This is a genomic window from Burkholderia orbicola (genome assembly GCF_900100915.1).
Taxonomy (GTDB): domain Bacteria; phylum Pseudomonadota; class Gammaproteobacteria; order Burkholderiales; family Burkholderiaceae; genus Burkholderia; species Burkholderia orbicola.
In genome coordinates, this window is the sequence record NZ_FNKW01000002.1 from 938197 (window position 1) to 954249 (window position 16053).

15 protein-coding genes are annotated in these 16053 nt (G+C 68.0%); 4 read left to right on the plus strand and 11 right to left on the minus strand.

Features of this window, described 5'->3' with window-relative positions:
- Window positions 1-8 precede the first annotated feature (8 nt).
- Entirely contained in the window at window positions 9-1439 is a 1431-nt protein-coding gene (locus tag BLS50_RS21090) for an MFS transporter (RefSeq protein WP_074803877.1), read from the minus strand.
- A gap of 197 nt (window positions 1440-1636) precedes the next feature.
- On the opposite strand from BLS50_RS21090, the gene BLS50_RS36005 reads away from it, so the two are divergent.
- On the plus strand, window positions 1637-1774 hold the full coding sequence (locus tag BLS50_RS36005) for a hypothetical protein (RefSeq protein WP_175832679.1): 138 nt from the start codon (window positions 1637-1639) through the stop codon (window positions 1772-1774).
- A gap of 34 nt (window positions 1775-1808) precedes the next feature.
- Here BLS50_RS36005 and BLS50_RS21095 read toward each other — a convergent pair whose 3' ends face one another.
- The 4 genes from BLS50_RS21095 to BLS50_RS21110 all read right to left on the minus strand — a co-directional run bounded on the left by BLS50_RS21095 (window position 1809) and on the right by BLS50_RS21110 (window position 6278).
- Window positions 1809-2645 carry an ABC transporter permease gene (locus BLS50_RS21095; protein ID WP_053524805.1) on the minus strand — a complete coding sequence of 279 codons (837 nt, stop codon included), beginning with the start codon at window positions 2643-2645 and terminating at the stop codon, window positions 1809-1811.
- Window positions 2646-2682: 37 nt separating this feature from the next.
- Window positions 2683-3939 carry an ABC transporter permease gene (locus BLS50_RS21100; protein WP_074803879.1) on the minus strand — a complete coding sequence of 419 codons (1257 nt, stop codon included), beginning with the start codon at window positions 3937-3939 and terminating at the stop codon, window positions 2683-2685.
- A 111-nt stretch (window positions 3940-4050) separates the two neighbouring features.
- On the minus strand, window positions 4051-5097 hold the full coding sequence (locus BLS50_RS21105) for an ABC transporter substrate-binding protein (RefSeq protein ID WP_011548116.1): 1047 nt from the start codon (window positions 5095-5097) through the stop codon (window positions 4051-4053).
- 77 nt (window positions 5098-5174) lie between these two features.
- Entirely contained in the window at window positions 5175-6278 is a 1104-nt protein-coding gene (locus tag BLS50_RS21110; protein ID WP_074803881.1) for an ABC transporter ATP-binding protein, read from the minus strand.
- A 107-nt stretch (window positions 6279-6385) separates the two neighbouring features.
- Between BLS50_RS21110 and pdxR the strand changes: the two genes are divergently transcribed.
- A complete protein-coding gene (gene pdxR / locus BLS50_RS21115) occupies window positions 6386-7906 on the plus strand; it encodes a MocR-like pyridoxine biosynthesis transcription factor PdxR (RefSeq protein WP_074803883.1) in 1521 nt (506 codons plus the stop codon).
- Window positions 7907-7936: 30 nt separating this feature from the next.
- On the opposite strand, the gene BLS50_RS21120 is transcribed toward pdxR, so the two are convergent.
- The 5 genes from BLS50_RS21120 to BLS50_RS21140 form a co-directional block, all read right to left on the minus strand.
- The gene (locus BLS50_RS21120) at window positions 7937-8971 is read right to left on the minus strand and encodes a lipase secretion chaperone (RefSeq protein WP_074803885.1); all 1035 of its coding nucleotides are present in this window, start codon (window positions 8969-8971) and stop codon (window positions 7937-7939) included.
- Between the two features lie 3 nt (window positions 8972-8974).
- A complete protein-coding gene (locus BLS50_RS21125) occupies window positions 8975-10069 on the minus strand; it encodes a triacylglycerol lipase (RefSeq protein WP_053524799.1) in 1095 nt (364 codons plus the stop codon).
- A 219-nt stretch (window positions 10070-10288) separates the two neighbouring features.
- Window positions 10289-12421, minus strand: coding sequence for a TonB-dependent copper receptor (locus tag BLS50_RS21130; RefSeq protein WP_074803887.1), 2133 nt, complete (start codon window positions 12419-12421; stop codon window positions 10289-10291).
- A gap of 84 nt (window positions 12422-12505) precedes the next feature.
- Window positions 12506-12874 carry a DUF2946 domain-containing protein gene (locus tag BLS50_RS21135; protein WP_074803889.1) on the minus strand — a complete coding sequence of 123 codons (369 nt, stop codon included), beginning with the start codon at window positions 12872-12874 and terminating at the stop codon, window positions 12506-12508.
- Between the two features lie 155 nt (window positions 12875-13029).
- Complete coding sequence (locus tag BLS50_RS21140) at window positions 13030-13566, minus strand: cytochrome b (protein ID WP_074803892.1); 537 nt, start codon at window positions 13564-13566, stop codon at window positions 13030-13032.
- A 226-nt stretch (window positions 13567-13792) separates the two neighbouring features.
- Here BLS50_RS21140 and BLS50_RS21145 point away from each other — a divergent pair, with 226 nt between their 5' ends.
- Window positions 13793-14431: a Pr6Pr family membrane protein gene (locus BLS50_RS21145; RefSeq protein WP_027811428.1), complete on the plus strand. Its 639-nt coding sequence runs from the start codon at window positions 13793-13795 to the stop codon at window positions 14429-14431.
- A gap of 65 nt (window positions 14432-14496) precedes the next feature.
- Here BLS50_RS21145 and BLS50_RS21150 read toward each other — a convergent pair whose 3' ends face one another.
- The gene (locus BLS50_RS21150) at window positions 14497-15231 is read right to left on the minus strand and encodes a peptidoglycan DD-metalloendopeptidase family protein (RefSeq protein ID WP_027814214.1); all 735 of its coding nucleotides are present in this window, start codon (window positions 15229-15231) and stop codon (window positions 14497-14499) included.
- A gap of 410 nt (window positions 15232-15641) precedes the next feature.
- On the opposite strand from BLS50_RS21150, the gene BLS50_RS21155 reads away from it, so the two are divergent.
- On the plus strand, window positions 15642-15962 hold the full coding sequence (locus tag BLS50_RS21155) for a hypothetical protein (RefSeq protein WP_053525918.1): 321 nt from the start codon (window positions 15642-15644) through the stop codon (window positions 15960-15962).
- Window positions 15963-16053 lie beyond the last annotated feature (91 nt).

The window sequence follows — 16053 nt, forward strand, 5'->3', positions numbered from 1 at the left end:
CCCGTGCCCTACTCCGTCGCCGGCTCCTTCACGGGCTCCTTAACGGGCTCCGAAACGACCGGCGCGCCGGCCCGATGCGACGGCGCGAACAGCCGCAGCCCGCTCGCGACGCTCGCCGCGCCCGCGAAACCCGCACCGAGCATCAACGCGAGCGTCGGCCCGTGGCGCCCCGCGATCCCGAACGACAGCGCAACGAGCGCCGCGCCCGTCGCCTGCCCGATCAGCCGCGCGGTCGCGATGATCCCGCTCGCGCCGCCGCTGCGCTCCGGCGGCGCGCTCGACATCAGCGCCTTCAGGTTCGGCGACTGGAAGAAGCCGAAGCCCGCGCCGCACAGCATCATCCGCCAGCCGATGTCGACGACGCCCGGCGACACCGGCAGCGCGGCGAGCGACACCATGCCCGCGCTCAGCAATGCGAGGCCGATCGCGCCGAGCAGCCCGGGCGGATAACGATCCGACAACCGCCCCGCGATCGGCGCGGCAAGCGCGACGATCGCCGACCACGGCGTCATCAGGAACCCCGTTTCAACCGCACTGCGATGCAGGACGGTTTCGAAATAGAACGGCAGCGACACGAACGCGAGCCCCTGCGCGGCGAACGCGCAGACGGCGGTCAGCGCGGACAGCGTGAACACGGGCCGGCGGAACAGGTCGACCGGCAGCATCGGCGCCGGATGCCCGGCCTGGCGGCGGATCAGCAGCCAGCCGAACGCGAATGCCACCGCGGCCGCGGCGAACACGACGGAGAGCGGCCCACGCTGCGCGAATTCGCCGAGCGCGAAAATCAGCGATGCGAACGTGATCACGTTGAACAGTGCGGCCACCGGATCGAACGCATGCTTGCCGCGCGCCGTCTGCGGCAGCGACGGAATCGCGACTGCAAGCGCGAACACGCCGAGCGGCACGTTCACCGCGAACAGCCACGGCCACGCGGCCACCGACAGGATCAGCGACGCGATCGTCGGCCCCACCGCGAACGACACGCCGACGACGAGCGCGTTGAAGCCGACACCGCGCCCGAGCCGGTGCGCGGGAAACAGGCCGCGAATCAGCGCGACGTTGACGCTCATGATCGCGCTCGCGCCGAAGCCCTGCACGATGCGCGCGGCCGTCAGCATCGGCAGCGTCGACGCGAGCGAACAACCGAGCGACGCCAGCGTGAACACGGCCAGCCCGGCGACATACACCCGCTTGTGGCCGACGATGTCGCCGAGCGACGCGAACGGCAGCAGCGTCGCAACCATCGCGAGCTGGTACGCGTTGATGATCCACACGGACGCGGCCGGCGACGCATGCAGGTCGGCGGCGATGGCGGGCAGCGCGGTGTTCGCGATCGCGGTGTCGAGGGTCGCGAGCGCGACGGCCAGCAGCACGGCGGACATCGCGCGCCAGTTGACGGCCGGCTCGTGCGCACCGGCGGGGGAAGCGATTTCGGACAAGATGGGCTCGGCTGACGGGCGACGCGCGGCGTCGCGGATTGAGCGGCGCGGCGACGAGCGCTCCGTGCGGCAAGAACGGAACGCGCGGCACCGCGAGCCGTATTGTTGCAGAGCCGCACCGAACGTGCAGGCGGCCGCGCCGCCAGTCAGCGAAACGAAAGCTTGCGGGATGCCGTGCCTTGCGCGCGGCGTCGTCGATGCGCACAACGATCGACGATCCGGCGATTGCCGGGCGGCCTTCCGGGCTCGCGGCCAGCTTCGTCGTGTCGGCGCCGGCGCCCGGCCCGGCCGCGTCCGACGGCGCCATCAAGCATCGGCAATGCGCCGACGCTTGACACGCGTGCGCCGCCGTCGCGCCACCGCGTCAGGTCAGGTCACCGCACGCCGCGCATTGCGGCCACGCAGCCATTCGAGCGCGAGCAGCAGGCTCGTCGAGAAAATGATCAGGATCGTGGCGAGCGCCGCGATCGTCGGGCTGATGTTCTCGCGGATGCCCGTGAACATCTGGCGCGGAAGCGTCGTCTGGTCCGCGCCGGCGAGGAACAGCGTGACGACCACTTCGTCGAACGACGTCGCGAATGCGAACAGCGCACCCGACATCACGCCCGGCGCGATCACCGGCAACGTCACGCGGAAGAACGTCGTGACCGGGTTCGCGCCGAGCGACAGGCTTGCCCGTACGAGGTTCTGGTTGAAGCCCTGCAGCGTCGCGGCCACCGTCGTCACGACGAACGGCACGCCGAGCGCCGCATGCGCGGCGATCAGCCCCGTGTAGGTATTCGCGAGCCCGAGCGGCGCGAAGAACAGGTACATGCCGACGCCGACCACGACGACGGGCACGATCATCGGCGACAGCAGCACGGCCATCAGCAGCCCCTTGCCGCGGAAATCGGCCTTCGTCAGGCCGATGGCCGCGAGCGTGCCGAGCACGGTCGCGACGACGGTCGCCGACGGCGCGACGATGAAGCTGTTCTTCGCGGCCATGCGCCACTCGTCGGATGCGATCAGGTTCTCGTACCAGCGCAGCGAGAAACCCGGCATCGGATAGACGAGGAACGTGCTCGACGAGAACGACAGCGGCACGATCGCGAGCACCGGCAGGATCAGGTACAGCAGCGTCAGCACGACGAGCACGCGCAACGCGACGTACCACGCGCGCTCGACGAACGACATGTGCGGCGCGAACAGCGGCCTGGCGAGTTTCATGATCGGCATCCCCTTCCCGTTTCCCTGTGCCCGGCGCTCAGCCAAGGCTCACGTTGGTGCGCGTGAAGCGCCCGTACACCGCGTACAGCACCAGCGTCGCCGCGAGCAGCAGCCCGCCGAGCGCACACGCCATGCCCCAGTTGATCGTCACGTTCGTGAAGTACGCGACGTAATAGCTGACCATCTGGTCGTTCGGCCCGCCGAGCAGCGCGGGCGTGATGTAGTAGCCGATCGCGAGGATGAACACGAGCAGCGCGCCCGCACCGACGCCCGGATAGGTCTGCGGCACGTACACGCGCCAGAACGCGGCGAACGGATGGCTGCCGAGCGACACGGCCGCGCGCTGGTAGGTCGGCGGAATCGACTTCATCACGCTGTAGAGCGGCAGGATCATGAACGGCAGCAGGATGTGCGTCATCGAGATGTACACGCCGACGCGGTTGAACAGCAGCGTCAACGGATGCGAGATCAGCCCGCTGCCGATCAGCGCGGTGTTGATGAGCCCTTCGCTCTGCAGCAGCACGATCCACGCGGCGACGCGCACGAGCACCGACGTCCAGAACGGAATCAGCACGAGGATCATCACGAGGTTCGCGCGCCGTTCCGACAGCGTCGAGATCCAGTATGCGAGCGGGTAGCCGAGCAGCAGCGCGAACAGCGTGACGGCGATGCCGATCACGAACGTGCGCCCGAAGATCGCGAGGTAGATCGACTGATCGGGATCGGCCTGCACGATGTGGCCGAAGCCGTCCTGCTTGTGATCGAGCGCGGCGAGCAGGTAGAACGGCGACACCTGGCTGCCGTTCTTCGCGATCGACTGCCAGTACGCGACGTCACCCCAGCGCGCATCGAGGTCGATGAATTTGGCGCGTGTCTGCACGGGCGTCAGCGCCGCGTCATTGTCGCCCTTCAGCGGCATCGCGCGCGCCGTCTTCGCGACGAGCGAGCGATAGCCGGGAATCTCGGTGTTCAGGCGCCGCGCGAGCGCGCCCATCGCCTCGCTGTCGGCCACCTTCGTCATGTCGGCCGCGAGCGCGACATACGCGGCGTCCGCCGGCGGCGTCTTGCGATCCCAGCCCGACAGCGCGGCGACCGTGTTCGGCAACGCAGTCGCGATCTCCGGGTTCTGCACCGCGCGCGTGAGCAGCGTGCCGATCGGCACGACGAAAATCAGCAGCAGGAAAATCGCGAGCGGCGCGACCAGCAGCAGCGCCATCGTGCGCTTGCGGGCCTCGGCGGCCTTCAGCTCGCGCTTGAGCGCGGCGGTCGACGGCGAGGAAGGCGCGATCGTCATCGTATTCAACTGGTCTCTCCGGCCGGACACGTTCCGGCGGAATGCCGCGCGACGCGATCGACGCGTCGCGCGGCCGGTTGCATCACGACACCCGTGAGGATGCCTGACCGGTTACTTCGTTGCCCACGCGGCGAAGCGCTGTTCGAGCTCGTCGCTGTGGTCGGTCCAGAAGCCGATGTCCTCCAGCACCGCGTTCTTGCCGTTGGCCGGCGAGTTCGGCAGGTTCGCGAGCGTCTTCGCGTCGAGCGCCTTGATCGCGGCGATGTTCGCCGGACCGTACGCGATGTGCTGCGCATACGCCTGCTGCGGCTTCGGCGTCAGCGAGTACGCGATGTACTGCTCGGCCAGCGCCTTGTTCGGCGAGCCCTTCGGAATCGCCCAGTAGTCGAGGTCGTAGATGCTGCCGTTCCATACCACCTTCAGGTTCTTGCCTTCCTTCTGCGCGGCGTCGATGCGGCCGTTGTACGCGGTCGACATCACGACGTCGCCGGCGACGAGGAACTGCGGCGGCTGCGCGCCTGCTTCCCACCACTGGATGTATGGCTTCAGCTCGTCGAGTTTCTTGAACGCGCGATCCTGGCCAGCCTTCGTGCCGAGCACCTTGTAGACGTCCTTCGTCGCGACGCCGTCGGCCATCAGCGCGAATTCGAGGTTGTAGCGCGCGCCCTTGCGCATTCCGCGCTTGCCGGGGAATTTCTTCACATTCCAGAAATCGGCCCAGCCGGTGGGCGCCGACTTCAGCTTGTCCGCGTTGTACGACAGCGCCGTCGACCACACGAAGAAGCCGACGCCGCACACTTGCGGCGATTCCGGAATCAGGTCGGATTTCTTCGCGATCTTCGACCAGTCGAGCTTCTCGTACAGCCCTTCGTCGCAGCCGCGGTTCAGGTCGCCCGATTCGACTTCCACCACGTCCCAGTTGACGTGCTTCGCCTCGACCATCGCCTTCACCTTCGCCTGCTCGCCGTTGTATTCGACGGCCGTGACCTTGTTGCCGGTCGCCTTCTCGAACGGCTGGTTGAACGCGACCTTCTGTGCGTCGCCGTTCGCGCCGCCGAAGTTGACGACCGTGAGCTCGGCAGCGGTGGCCGATGCGCCGAATGCGACCAGGGCCAGCGCGAGCGCCGTGCGGCGCGCGGTAAAGCTTGCTCGTTTCATGATGGTTCCTCTCCTCTCGTGGTGGAAGTGGGCTTTGTTGTTGACGACGTGCTGCGAAAAACCGGGGTAAACCATGCTCACGCGAACACGCGCAGATGTTCGGGCGAGAACGCAAGCGAGACCGGGGCGCCGGGCGAGAACGCGTCGAGCGCACCGGTGCCGAGCGGCACCTTCACGAAACATTCGTCCTGGCCCGGCAGTGCGCAGCGCATGCGCACGTGATCGCCGAAATAGATGAGGCTGCGCGCCTCGCCGCTCACGCAATTGGCGGCGGTGCCGTTCGCACCGTTCACGCCGTGCGCGGCGAGACGCATGCGCTCCGGGCGGATGCACGCGACGGCCGATGCGCCCTCGGCGGCGTCGCCGATATGGCGGCCGACGAGCTTCGTGCCGTCGTCGAGCCGGAATTCGCAGAATTCGCCGTCGACGCGCGCGATCGTGCCGCGCAGCCGGTTGCTGTCGCCGATGAAGTTCGCGACGAATTCGTTGCACGGCGATTCGTACAGGCGGTCGACGGTGTCGAGCTGCTGCACGATGCCCTTGTCGAACACGGCGACGCGATCGGACATCGTCAGCGCCTCGCCCTGATCGTGCGTCACGTACACGAAGGTCACGCCGAGCTTCTCGTGCAGCGCCTTCAGTTCGTACTGCATGTGTTCGCGCAACTGCTTGTCGAGTGCGCCGAGCGGCTCGTCCATCAACACCAGCTTCGGCTCGAACACGAGCGCACGGGCCAGCGCGATGCGCTGCTGCTGGCCGCCCGACAGTTGCGCCGGATAGCGTTTCGCGAAGCGCTCCATCTGCACCATCTTCAGCGCGTGCGCGACGCGCTCCGCGCGCTCGGCGGCAGGCAGCTTGCGCACCGTCAGCGGATACCCGACGTTCTGCTCGACCGTCAGGTGCGGAAACAGCGCGTAATTCTGGAACACCATGCCGATGTTGCGCTTGTGCGGCGGCACGCTGTTCAGCAGTTCGCCGTCGAGGCGGATCTCGCCGCCGGTCGGGAATTCGAAGCCGGCCAGCATCATCAGGCAGGTGGTCTTGCCCGAGCCGGACGGCCCGAGCAGCGTCAGGAATTCCCCGCGCTGGATGTCGAGGTCGAGCGATTTGACGACCAGCGTCTCGCCGTCGTAGGTCTTCCGCACGCCGCGAAAGCTGACGATCACATCATCGGACTTCATCGTGCTGTCCCCTGGTTCCGCGCCAATTGATTTTGAGATGCGAGCCACTATACGGCGCGCACGGTTCTATACTAGGGAACCATTTCAATATTCCTAGTAGGACCACTTTGGATACCGTGATCGTCGCCGACTGGCTGTCCGCCCGTCTGGACCGCAGCTCGTCCGAGCCGATGTACCGGCAACTGCTGCAACTGATGCAGCAAGCGATTCTGACGGGGGAATTGGGGCCAGGGACAAAGCTCCCGAGTTCGCGCACGCTCGCGGGCGACCTGTCGATCGCGCGCAATACCGTGCTGCACGTGTACGACCAGCTGACGGCCGAAGGCTACGTGCTGACGACCACCGGCAGCGGCACCTATGTGGCCGACACGCGGCCGGACGCGGCCGCGATCCGCGTGCCGGGCGCCCCGCCGCCGGCGGCGGCCGACGAACCGCCGCTGCCCGACGCGCAGGACAGCCTGTCGATGCGCGGCCGGCAACTGGTCGAGCATGCGGGCGTCTCGCGGCGCCAGTGGGGGGCATTCATGCCGGGCGTGCCGGACGTGTCGGAATTCCCGAGCCGCACGTGGAGCCGCCTGCAGGCGCGGCTGTGGAAGGAGGCCAATCCGGAGCTGCTGACCTATGCGCCGGGCGGCGGCTACCGGCCGCTGCGGCGCGCACTCGCCGATTACCTGCGCGTCGCGCGCTCGGTCAAATGCTCGCCGGACCAGGTCATCATCACGACCGGTATCCATCAGTCGATCGATCTCGCGGTGCGGCTGCTGTCCGACATCGGCGACCGCGCGTGGGTCGAGGAGCCGTGCTACTGGGGCGTGCGCAGCGTGCTGCAGGCAGCCGGCCTCACGCTGGCGCCGGTGCCGGTCGATCAGGAAGGGCTCGATCCGCGCGCGAGCGACATGCAGCATCCGCCGCGGCTCGTGCTCGTCACGCCGTCGCACCAGTACCCGCTCGGGATGGTGATGAGCCTCGCGCGGCGCCGCATGCTGCTCGAATACGCGCGCCAGCACCGCTGCTGGATCATCGAGGACGACTACGACAGCGAATTCCGCTACGGCAGCCGCCCGCTCGCGTCGCTGCAGGGGCTCGACGACGGCGGCCGCGTGATCTACGTCGGCAGTCTCGGCAAGATGCTGTTCCCCGGGTTGCGGATGGGCTACATGGTCGTGCCCGAGCATCTGGTCGACACGTTCCGCACCGGGCTGTCGGAGCTGTATCGGGAAGGCCAGCTGATGCAGCAGGCCGTGCTCGCCGAATTCATCATGGACGGCCACCTCACTTCGCACGTCAGACGAATGCGCACGCTGTACGGCGAGCGCCGGCAACTGATGATCGACGCGATCCGCGCGCGCTTCGGCGACGCGCTGCCGGTGATGGGCGACGAGGCCGGCCTGCATCTGGTGCTCGGCCTGCCCGACGCGTGCGACGATCGCGCGGTCACGCAGAGCGCATTCGACGCCGGCGTGATCGTGCGCCCGCTCACCAGCTACTACAGCAACCTCGACACCGCGCGGCAGGGTTTGCTGCTCGGCTATGCCTGCGTCGCGCACGAAGGCATCCGGCCCGCGTTCGACACGCTCGCCAACACCATCGAGCAACATCTGCCGCGAAACATCACGCGCGCGGCGTGAAGCGCGCCGCACACGGCGGCGCCCGCTTCATCAATGCGCGCTGCCCGCGCCGCGATCGAGCGATGCCGCGCGCACGGCTTCGCCGGGTTTCGTGAACACACGCTGCCGCAATGCGGCGATCTGTGCGTCGCGATCCTGCGGCGACAGGCCGGCCGATTCGATCTGCGCACGCTGCGTCGCATAATCCGCGTAACGGCTCTGCCACGACGCATCGTCCTGCTGCATCTGCGCGACGCGCGCGGCGGCCTCGGGGCCGAGCGTCTGCGTCAGTTGCGCGCGCATCGCATCGGGCGTCGCGCCGCTCTTCTGCAATTGCGCGATCTGGTCGATCGCGGCACGCTGCCGGTCCACCCGCTGCTGCGCCGCGCGTTCGTCTGCCGGCATCTGCTGTTCGAGCGCCGCGAGCCGCTCGGCCTTCTGCGCATCCGTCAGTGAGCGATCCTGAGTGATCTTCAATCGTGCGAGGTCATAGCGCTGCCGCCACTGCTCCGCGCCGAAGAACGGCTGACTCCAGTCGCCGAGCGTGCGGTACGCGATCGACGCGCGCTGATCGAGCGCGAGCTGCAACGCGCCGAGGTCGGACTTGTCGACCGCACCCGCATCGCGCAATGTCGCGAGCGCATCGAGATACGCGCGATAGCGGTGCCACACGTCGAGCGCCTCGGCCTGCGCGACCGTGCCGTCGAGCTGCGCGGCAATCTCGCGCACGACGAACGCATCGAGCGCGGCCGCGCTCAGGTCGCTCCGCGCGGTCAGGCAATAGTCGAAGAAATCGCGTACCGCACGCGACTTCGCCAGATGGCCGCCTGCATCGAGCGGCAAGCGCGGTGCGCTGGAGCCGGCCAGCGACGGCGGCAGGCCCGCGCTCGCCGGTGCGGCGGCCTGCGGTGCGGCGGCCGCCACGCCGCCCACCGCGGCCGCATCCGGCGCGTCACCCGCGGCGCCCGTGCCGCGATGCGGTCCGGCGCCACTCCACATCGCGGCGCCGGCGATCGCCGCCAGCCCCACGACACCATAGATCGCAGCGCGCCGCGCCAGCGGCGCACGTCCTTCACGTGCCGCCATCGATCACACGCCCGCGAGCTTCAAGCGGTTCGCATGCGTGCGGATCACCGCGACCGGATCTTCCGCATAGGCGCCGCGCACACCGAGCAACTGGTTGATCTCGTCGATATGGTTCCACTTGTAGCTCGTGCTCAGCACCTTGCCGTACAGCGCGCTGCACTTCGACACGAGCCCGTCGTTCTGGCCTGAGGCGCGGTTGATCATCACCGTGCCCGTGCCGAGCAGCGCGAGTGTCGACAGGTCGAGCACGTTCGCCGGATCGACGAGCGGAATCGTGCTCGTGTCCGTCGCGCCCGTCACGCCGAGCACGGAAAACGTCGGCTGGATCGCCGTGCCGGCCCATGAATACAGCAGATGCGTGTTGCCGCCGACGGTTTCCGTCGGCGCGCCGGTCTGGCAGCTTCCGGGGGCGCCGAGGCCCGCGCTCGGATAGTTCTGGTTGTAGGTGGCGGCCTGCGCGGTCGTCAGCGTCTTCAGTGCGGCGAGGGCGTCCTGGTTCGTGTTGTGGCTGCTGCTCGTCAGGATACCGAACACATTGACGAAAGCGGCGATCACCGTCGACGACAACCCGGTCGGATCGTATGCGAGCACGCCCTGCACGAAGTCGGCGAACTCGGAGCCGCGATGCGGCGTGCCGATCGTCGTCACCGATGCGACGAGATCGGGCGCGACGGCCGCGACATAGCGCGACGTCAGCCCGCCCTGGCTGTGACCGACGAGATTGACCTTGGTCGCACCGGTCGCGGCGAGCACCGTCTTCACGTAGGCCAGCAGCTGTTCGCCGCGCCCGTTCGGGCCGTCATCGCTCTGGAATCCCGACAGATTCGCGACGTAGACGGTCGCGCCATGCTGCTGCAGGTTTTCCTGGATGCCGTACCAGTACTCGAGTACGCCCGCGTACTTGTCGGTGCCGGTCAGCCCGTGCACGAGAATGATCGGATAGCGCGTCGCCGCATAGTTGTCGGCGGGCGCGGTTGCCGCCATCGCCGTGTGCGTCGTCGCGAGCGTCATCAGCGCGGTCGTCCCCGCGAACGGCGCGACGCTCATCGCGCATGCCACTGCCCCTGCCATTACCCTGGAACGCATCGATCTGGCCATGCATGTTCTCCTGATTATTGTGCTGCCGGTGCGAATGACACCGGATCGACACGCACGCCGCATCGCCGCACGGCGGGTGTCGAAGCGGGAGTGAAGCACGACTCGTGAACGTTTGCGCCCCGACTAGATACGGTTCTCTAATCGGTTGACGCGCGCCGCCGGTTCGGGCGGTGCGGCGTTCAGGCGCGCGCATGCTGCGATGCACACGCGCGATGCGGGCTACAGCTTCGCGCTCACGCGCACCCACGCGGTACGCCCCGGCTCCATCACCGGCGCGTTTGCCGGATAGCCGAAACCCGCGTTGCCGGCGAGGTTCAGATGCTCGGTGTAGGCCTTGTTCAGTACGTTGTCGACGCCGACCGAGATCTGCACGGTCTTGCTGACGTTGTACTGCGTATGCAGCGACAGCACGCCGAATCCGGCGCTCGGGCCGAAGTCCTTGCCGACCACGTTGCCCTCGTTGAGCGCGTAGCGATGCTGCGGCGCAACGATGCGCCACAGGCCGCCCGCCGACCAGGCGCCGCGCGTGTATTCGAGGCCGATGCGCGCTTCGAGCGGCGGCATCTGCGGCAGCGGATCGCCGCTCGCCACGTTGCGCCCCCACGCATACGCGAGCGACGTCTCGACGCGCAGCGGCGCGACCGGCCGCCACGACACGCCGGCTTCGCCGCCCATGATCTGCGCGTTGACGTTGGTTGCCTGCGTGGTCGGGCCCATCATGCCGGCCGCATAGTTGAACAGGATGAAGTCCTGGACGTAGCCCGCGTACGCCGACACCCATGCATCGAACCGGTCGCTCTTGTATTGCGCGCCGATATCGAGCTGCGTGGTCTTCTCCGGCTGCACCGCCGAGAACGCGTTGATCGAACCGGCCGGCCCGCGCGTCGCGGAGAACAGTTCCCAGTAGTCCGGATAACGCTCCGCGTGGCCGATCCCCGCGTACCACGTGACGGGCAGCGACGCGAGATCGCGCTCGTAGCGCACGAAGCCGCTCGGCAGCACCTTCGTCCGATCGTCGTCGAAAGTCGGGTTCGGCTTGCTCATCATCATGCCGCGCTTCATCGCGCGCTTGTCGCGTGCGCTCGCATAGTCGATGCGCGCGCCGCCGATCACGCGCGAAACGTCGCTCGCATACCACGTCAGCTCGCTGAACACGCCCGCGTTCCACATGGCCGCCTGGGCATCCCACGGCTGGTCGCGGTAGTTCTGCTGCCCCATCGACGCACGCGAATCGAGCCGGTTCGATTGCGCATCGACGCCCGTGACGAGCTTGAAATCGTCGCCGAAGCGGAACGTCGCGGCGGCACGCGCGCCGACCGTGCGGCGCCGTACGTCCGCGGCCATTCGCATCGGCATGCTGCTCGTCGGGTCGGGCTGGCGCAACGTATAGTTGTCCATCACGTGATCGGCTTCGTTGTAGTACACGCGCGCCTCGATCCGGTCGAGCACGTCGCCGAGATGCCGCTTGTCGAACGACAGGCCGAACGTCTCGCGGCGGAAATGCGCGCCGTCCATCCCGCGGCCCGCGTAGCGCGCATAGCCGTCGCCGGTGCCGGCGGTCAGCTCGAGTCGCGTATGGTCGTCGGGCGTCCAGCCGAGCGCTGCATCGGCGTTCCATTTGTCCCACTGCGACGGCACGGTGTTGCCGTTGCCGTCCTTGTAGTCCTGCGAATGCGCGTGGTTCGCGGTCACGCGACCATAGATGTCCGGCGTGCCTGCGGTCAGGTCGATGTTCTGGTCGTTGCGGCCGAACGACCCGCCGACGAGACTGCCGTCGAAGCGCATGCCGGGGCGCTCGAAACGCGGCGTCACGCGCTCGAACAGCACGGTGCCGGCCGACGCGCCCGGACCGTACAGCACGGTCTGCGGCCCTTTCACGACGGTGACCTTGTCATAGCTTTCCGGCGCGATGTACGAGGTCGGCGCATCCATCCGGTTCGGGCACGCGCCGAGCGTCGGCATTCCGTTCGCCAGGATGTTCAGCCGCGAACCGAACATCCCGCGCAGCACGGGATCGCCGTTCGTGCCGCCGCTGCGGATCGACGTGAAGCCGGGAATCGTCTTCAGGTAATCGGCGCCGTCGCTGGCGGGCAGCGGCTGGCGCGGCGCCTTCGGATCGGTGACGACGACGAGCGGCGTCGACAGCGGCGACGCGACGACTTCGACGGGCGGCAACAGCATCGCCGCGTCGCCCGACGGCGCACCGGCCGCCGGCGTGGTTTCGGCCGCCGCAGCGCTCGCGGCCAGCGCGCCGACTGCCAGCGCAGGAACGGTGAGTTTCAGTACGCGTGGCAGAGGCCGCGCACCGGCATTGCGTGGCGCCCGCGGCGCACGCAACAGGAAATTGGTCATGATCGAAAGCCCGAGTGACGCCCTCCACGCGGCCGCGACGGGCCGCACGGATATCGGCGGGAAGTAGGAACGGCGGGAAACGCGTCAGGCGCGCTCGGGCGGTGCGCGCGGATAGGCGCGCGGATAGCGGTCGCCGCGCGCCGCGACGGCAGGCGACGCGACGGCGGAAACGGAAACGACGGGAATGAAGGCAACCGACGTGGCGGCAGGCGCGCCGATGGCCGGGCTATGAGCGAAGAAGCCGCAGTAGCCGCACGCGTCGAGATGCAGCCCATGATCGTGCATGCCGCCCGCATCCGACGAACGATGCGCACCATGCTCGGTACTGCAGACGATCGCCTCGGGCACGGCCGCCTGCGCGATACGCCACTGCGACACCAGCGGCGCCGCGATCGCGATCCAGATCGCGAGCAGGCCAAGCCAGGCAGTCAGGTGACGATGTCGGTGCAGCATGTGCGGCGACGAGTAAGCGGAATGTAAAAACAGCCGAGATGTTACAGAATGTTCAACGCGATGGCCAGTGCGGGCGACGGTAAACGAAGCGAGGGCGCATGGTTGTCAACACAACCATGCGCCCTCGCCTTCCGTGCGCGTCCGGAGCCGGACGATCAGGGCGCCATGCGCCGCAGCACGTCGTCGCGCCGGATGAAGTGATGGTAGAGCGCGGCCAGCGCATGCAGGCCGATCACGAAATAGAACGCGTTGCCGATCAGCTCGTGCGCTTCCTTGATCGTCGGCCGCAGCGCCTTGTCGGGGCCGAACAGCGTGAACGACACGCCGAGCCAGTCAAGCGACACCGGCTTGCCGCCCATGTTGACCATCATGATGCCGAGCAGCGGCTGCGCGATGATGAACACGTAGAGCGCGACATGCGCGAGTTTCGACAGCCAGCGCAGCAGCGTGGCCTGCGGGATCGCTTCCGGCACGCGGCTGACGACCCGCCACAGCACGCGCAGCACCGACAGCACGAGGACGAACGTCCCGGCCATCAGATGCACGTTCATCCAGAGCGCCCGGCTGTCGCTACCCTTCGGTCCGCGGATCTCGATGGCCAGGTAGGCCAGCGCGACCAGCAGGAAGATGGCCCAGTGGAAGAAGATCGCGGGCGAGCTGTAGCGCGTCTGTTTCGCGAGGATGTTTTTCATGCTTCGTCTCGTGTTGTAGGCGGGGAGGGGGCGCCAGCTGCAACCGGCCGCGCCCGGCAAGGCTGTGACGATTGTAGCCGCAGGGGCGGCCGGTTTTGCACGGCGCGATCAAATATCCGACGAATCGTCGACACGCGCCGCACGCGGCCCGCCTATGGAAAATCCGCATCGCGCGCCCGGGCGGCTGTGGCACGATGAAGCTTTGGTGCGACGGCGCGCGGGCATCATGAGCAAAGCGTTCTTCGTTGCAGCCTACCGGCTGATCGCCGCATTGCTCGCGGTGTCCACCACGCTGCACAGCGTCGCCGACTACTGGCGCCTGCCGACCTTCCATCTCGGCAACTACCTCAGCTACTTCACGCAACTGAGCAGCCTCTACGCGGCCGCAATACTGGCCGTGGGGCTGTGGCGCATCGCGCGCCCCGGCTCGCCGCGCTACGAATCGATGCGCGGCGCGGCGGTGCTGTACGTGCTGATCACCGCAATCGTCTACGAACTCCTGCTCGCGCGGCTCGATGCGCTGCGCCACGTCACGCCGGCGTTCAACAACTGGGTACTGCACCGGATCGTGCCGCTCGTGATGCTGTGCGACTGGCTGTATGTCGAACCGCGCTCGCCGATTCCGCGCCGCAGTGCGTTCGCGTGGCTCGGCTTTCCGGTCGTCTATCTCGGCTATACGCTGGTGCGCGGCGCGGTGGAGGACTGGTATCCCTACCCGTTCGTCGATCCGCGTCCGCACGGCTACCTGCCCGTCGCGATCCAGTGTTCGCTGATCGCGCTCGGCGCGGCGGCGCTCGCACTGGGCATTCGCTGGCTCGGCAATCATGCGAGACAGTCTGGCAGCGCGACGCTTAAGGAAGGATGAAGGTGGAAAAACGAAGTGGGCGGGAACGTGTGCGCCGCCCGGCGCACACGTGGCGCTGACAACGATCAGCCGCCGTTGCGCGGCAGGAAGTTCATCGGATCGACGACCTTGCCGTTCTGGCGGACTTCGAACTCGAACGTCGCACGACCGCTCGCGTCGGTGCCCATTTCGGCGACCGGCTGGCCCTGGCGCACCGCGTCGCCTTCGTTGACGAGCAGCTTGCCGTTGTGCCCGTAGGCCGTGATGAGCCCGTTGTCGTGCTTCAGGATCACGAGCGGACCGTACGCCTTGACGCCGGAGCCCGCGTACACCACCCGCCCGTTTGCCGCGGCCCGCACCGAATGGTCGGGCCCGGATGCGGCGATCACGAGGCCGCGCGTCTTGCCGGCCGAGAACGGTGTCGCCACGACGCCCGTGGCCGGCCATGCGAGCGAACCCGGCTGGGCGGCTGCCGCGGGCGGCTGCCCGTACGAGGTCGCCGCCGGCGGCGGCGCGACCCGCAGGACCTGGCCCGGCGACACGGCGTCCGTGGGCGCCATGTGGTTCCAGCTGGCCACGTCCTGCACGCGCTGCCCGTAGGCGTTCGCGATGCCCGCCAGCGTATCGCCCGGGTTCACGCGGTAATAGCCGGCAATCACGCCCGGCGTCGCGGCCGACGTGGGCGCCGACTGGCGCGCGGGTTGCCAGCTGTCGGTCCACGGCGTCATCGTGCAGCCCGTCAGCGCGATGGCCGCGGCAACGAGCGCCGCCTGCGGCAGCCAGCGCGTGAGCGTGTCGTGGATGGGAATAGTTTCTCTCAAGGGTCCTCCCGGATTTGCGTCGTTGCGCCGCCCGCCGCCCCCCGGCGCGCGACGCACGATGTCCGGCCCGACGGCCGGATCAACCAGTATCCGACCGCTCGCGCGGCCGTCAGTTTCCACAGCGGAACGTCGGCGCGAATGAGCTCACCGGCCCCTTTTTCGCGTCGCTCCGATCGGCAAAGATACCATTTGTCGCGGTCAAGGCCCCGACAGTTGCCCGGGCCGGAAACAATCTTGCGGCGTCGCCTGGGCACGCCAATCGCCGGCGAGCCGTGCCAGGCGGGCGCTTGGGGGTTTTCGCGGGCGCGGCCGCCACGCCTGCCGTATCGGCCCCGTCATATTGTCCGCTTCGATCGCCGCCTATACTCGGTGATGCGCAGCGCGATCCAACGACAACGAGGAGCATGACAATGAACAACGCGACGTTTCTCTCCGTGCAGCTCGACGCCGACGATTTCGCCGGTTCCAGCGGTCTGGTCGAATTGCTCAACCGGCACCTGTTGTTCGCGACCGACGTCGCCGAAGCGGCCGACGCGCTCGTCCAGCTGGCGAGCGTCACGCACCTGACCGGCGCCACGCGCCACAGCGTCGAGCTGCCGGTCCTCGCGATCGAACGGCTGCGCGACGCGCTCGACACGCTGAGCGGTTACGACCAAACGTGGCTGCAGGTGCTGGAACCGGCCGAAGCGCTGTTCCGCGATATCGGGCGCGGCCGACGCCCGCTGCACTGAATGCCGGCGCATGGCGCGCCGCCAATGAAAAAAGCCCGTCGTTCCACATAGCGGAACGACGGGCTTCGTACTACAGGGGGTCGAATGCGGT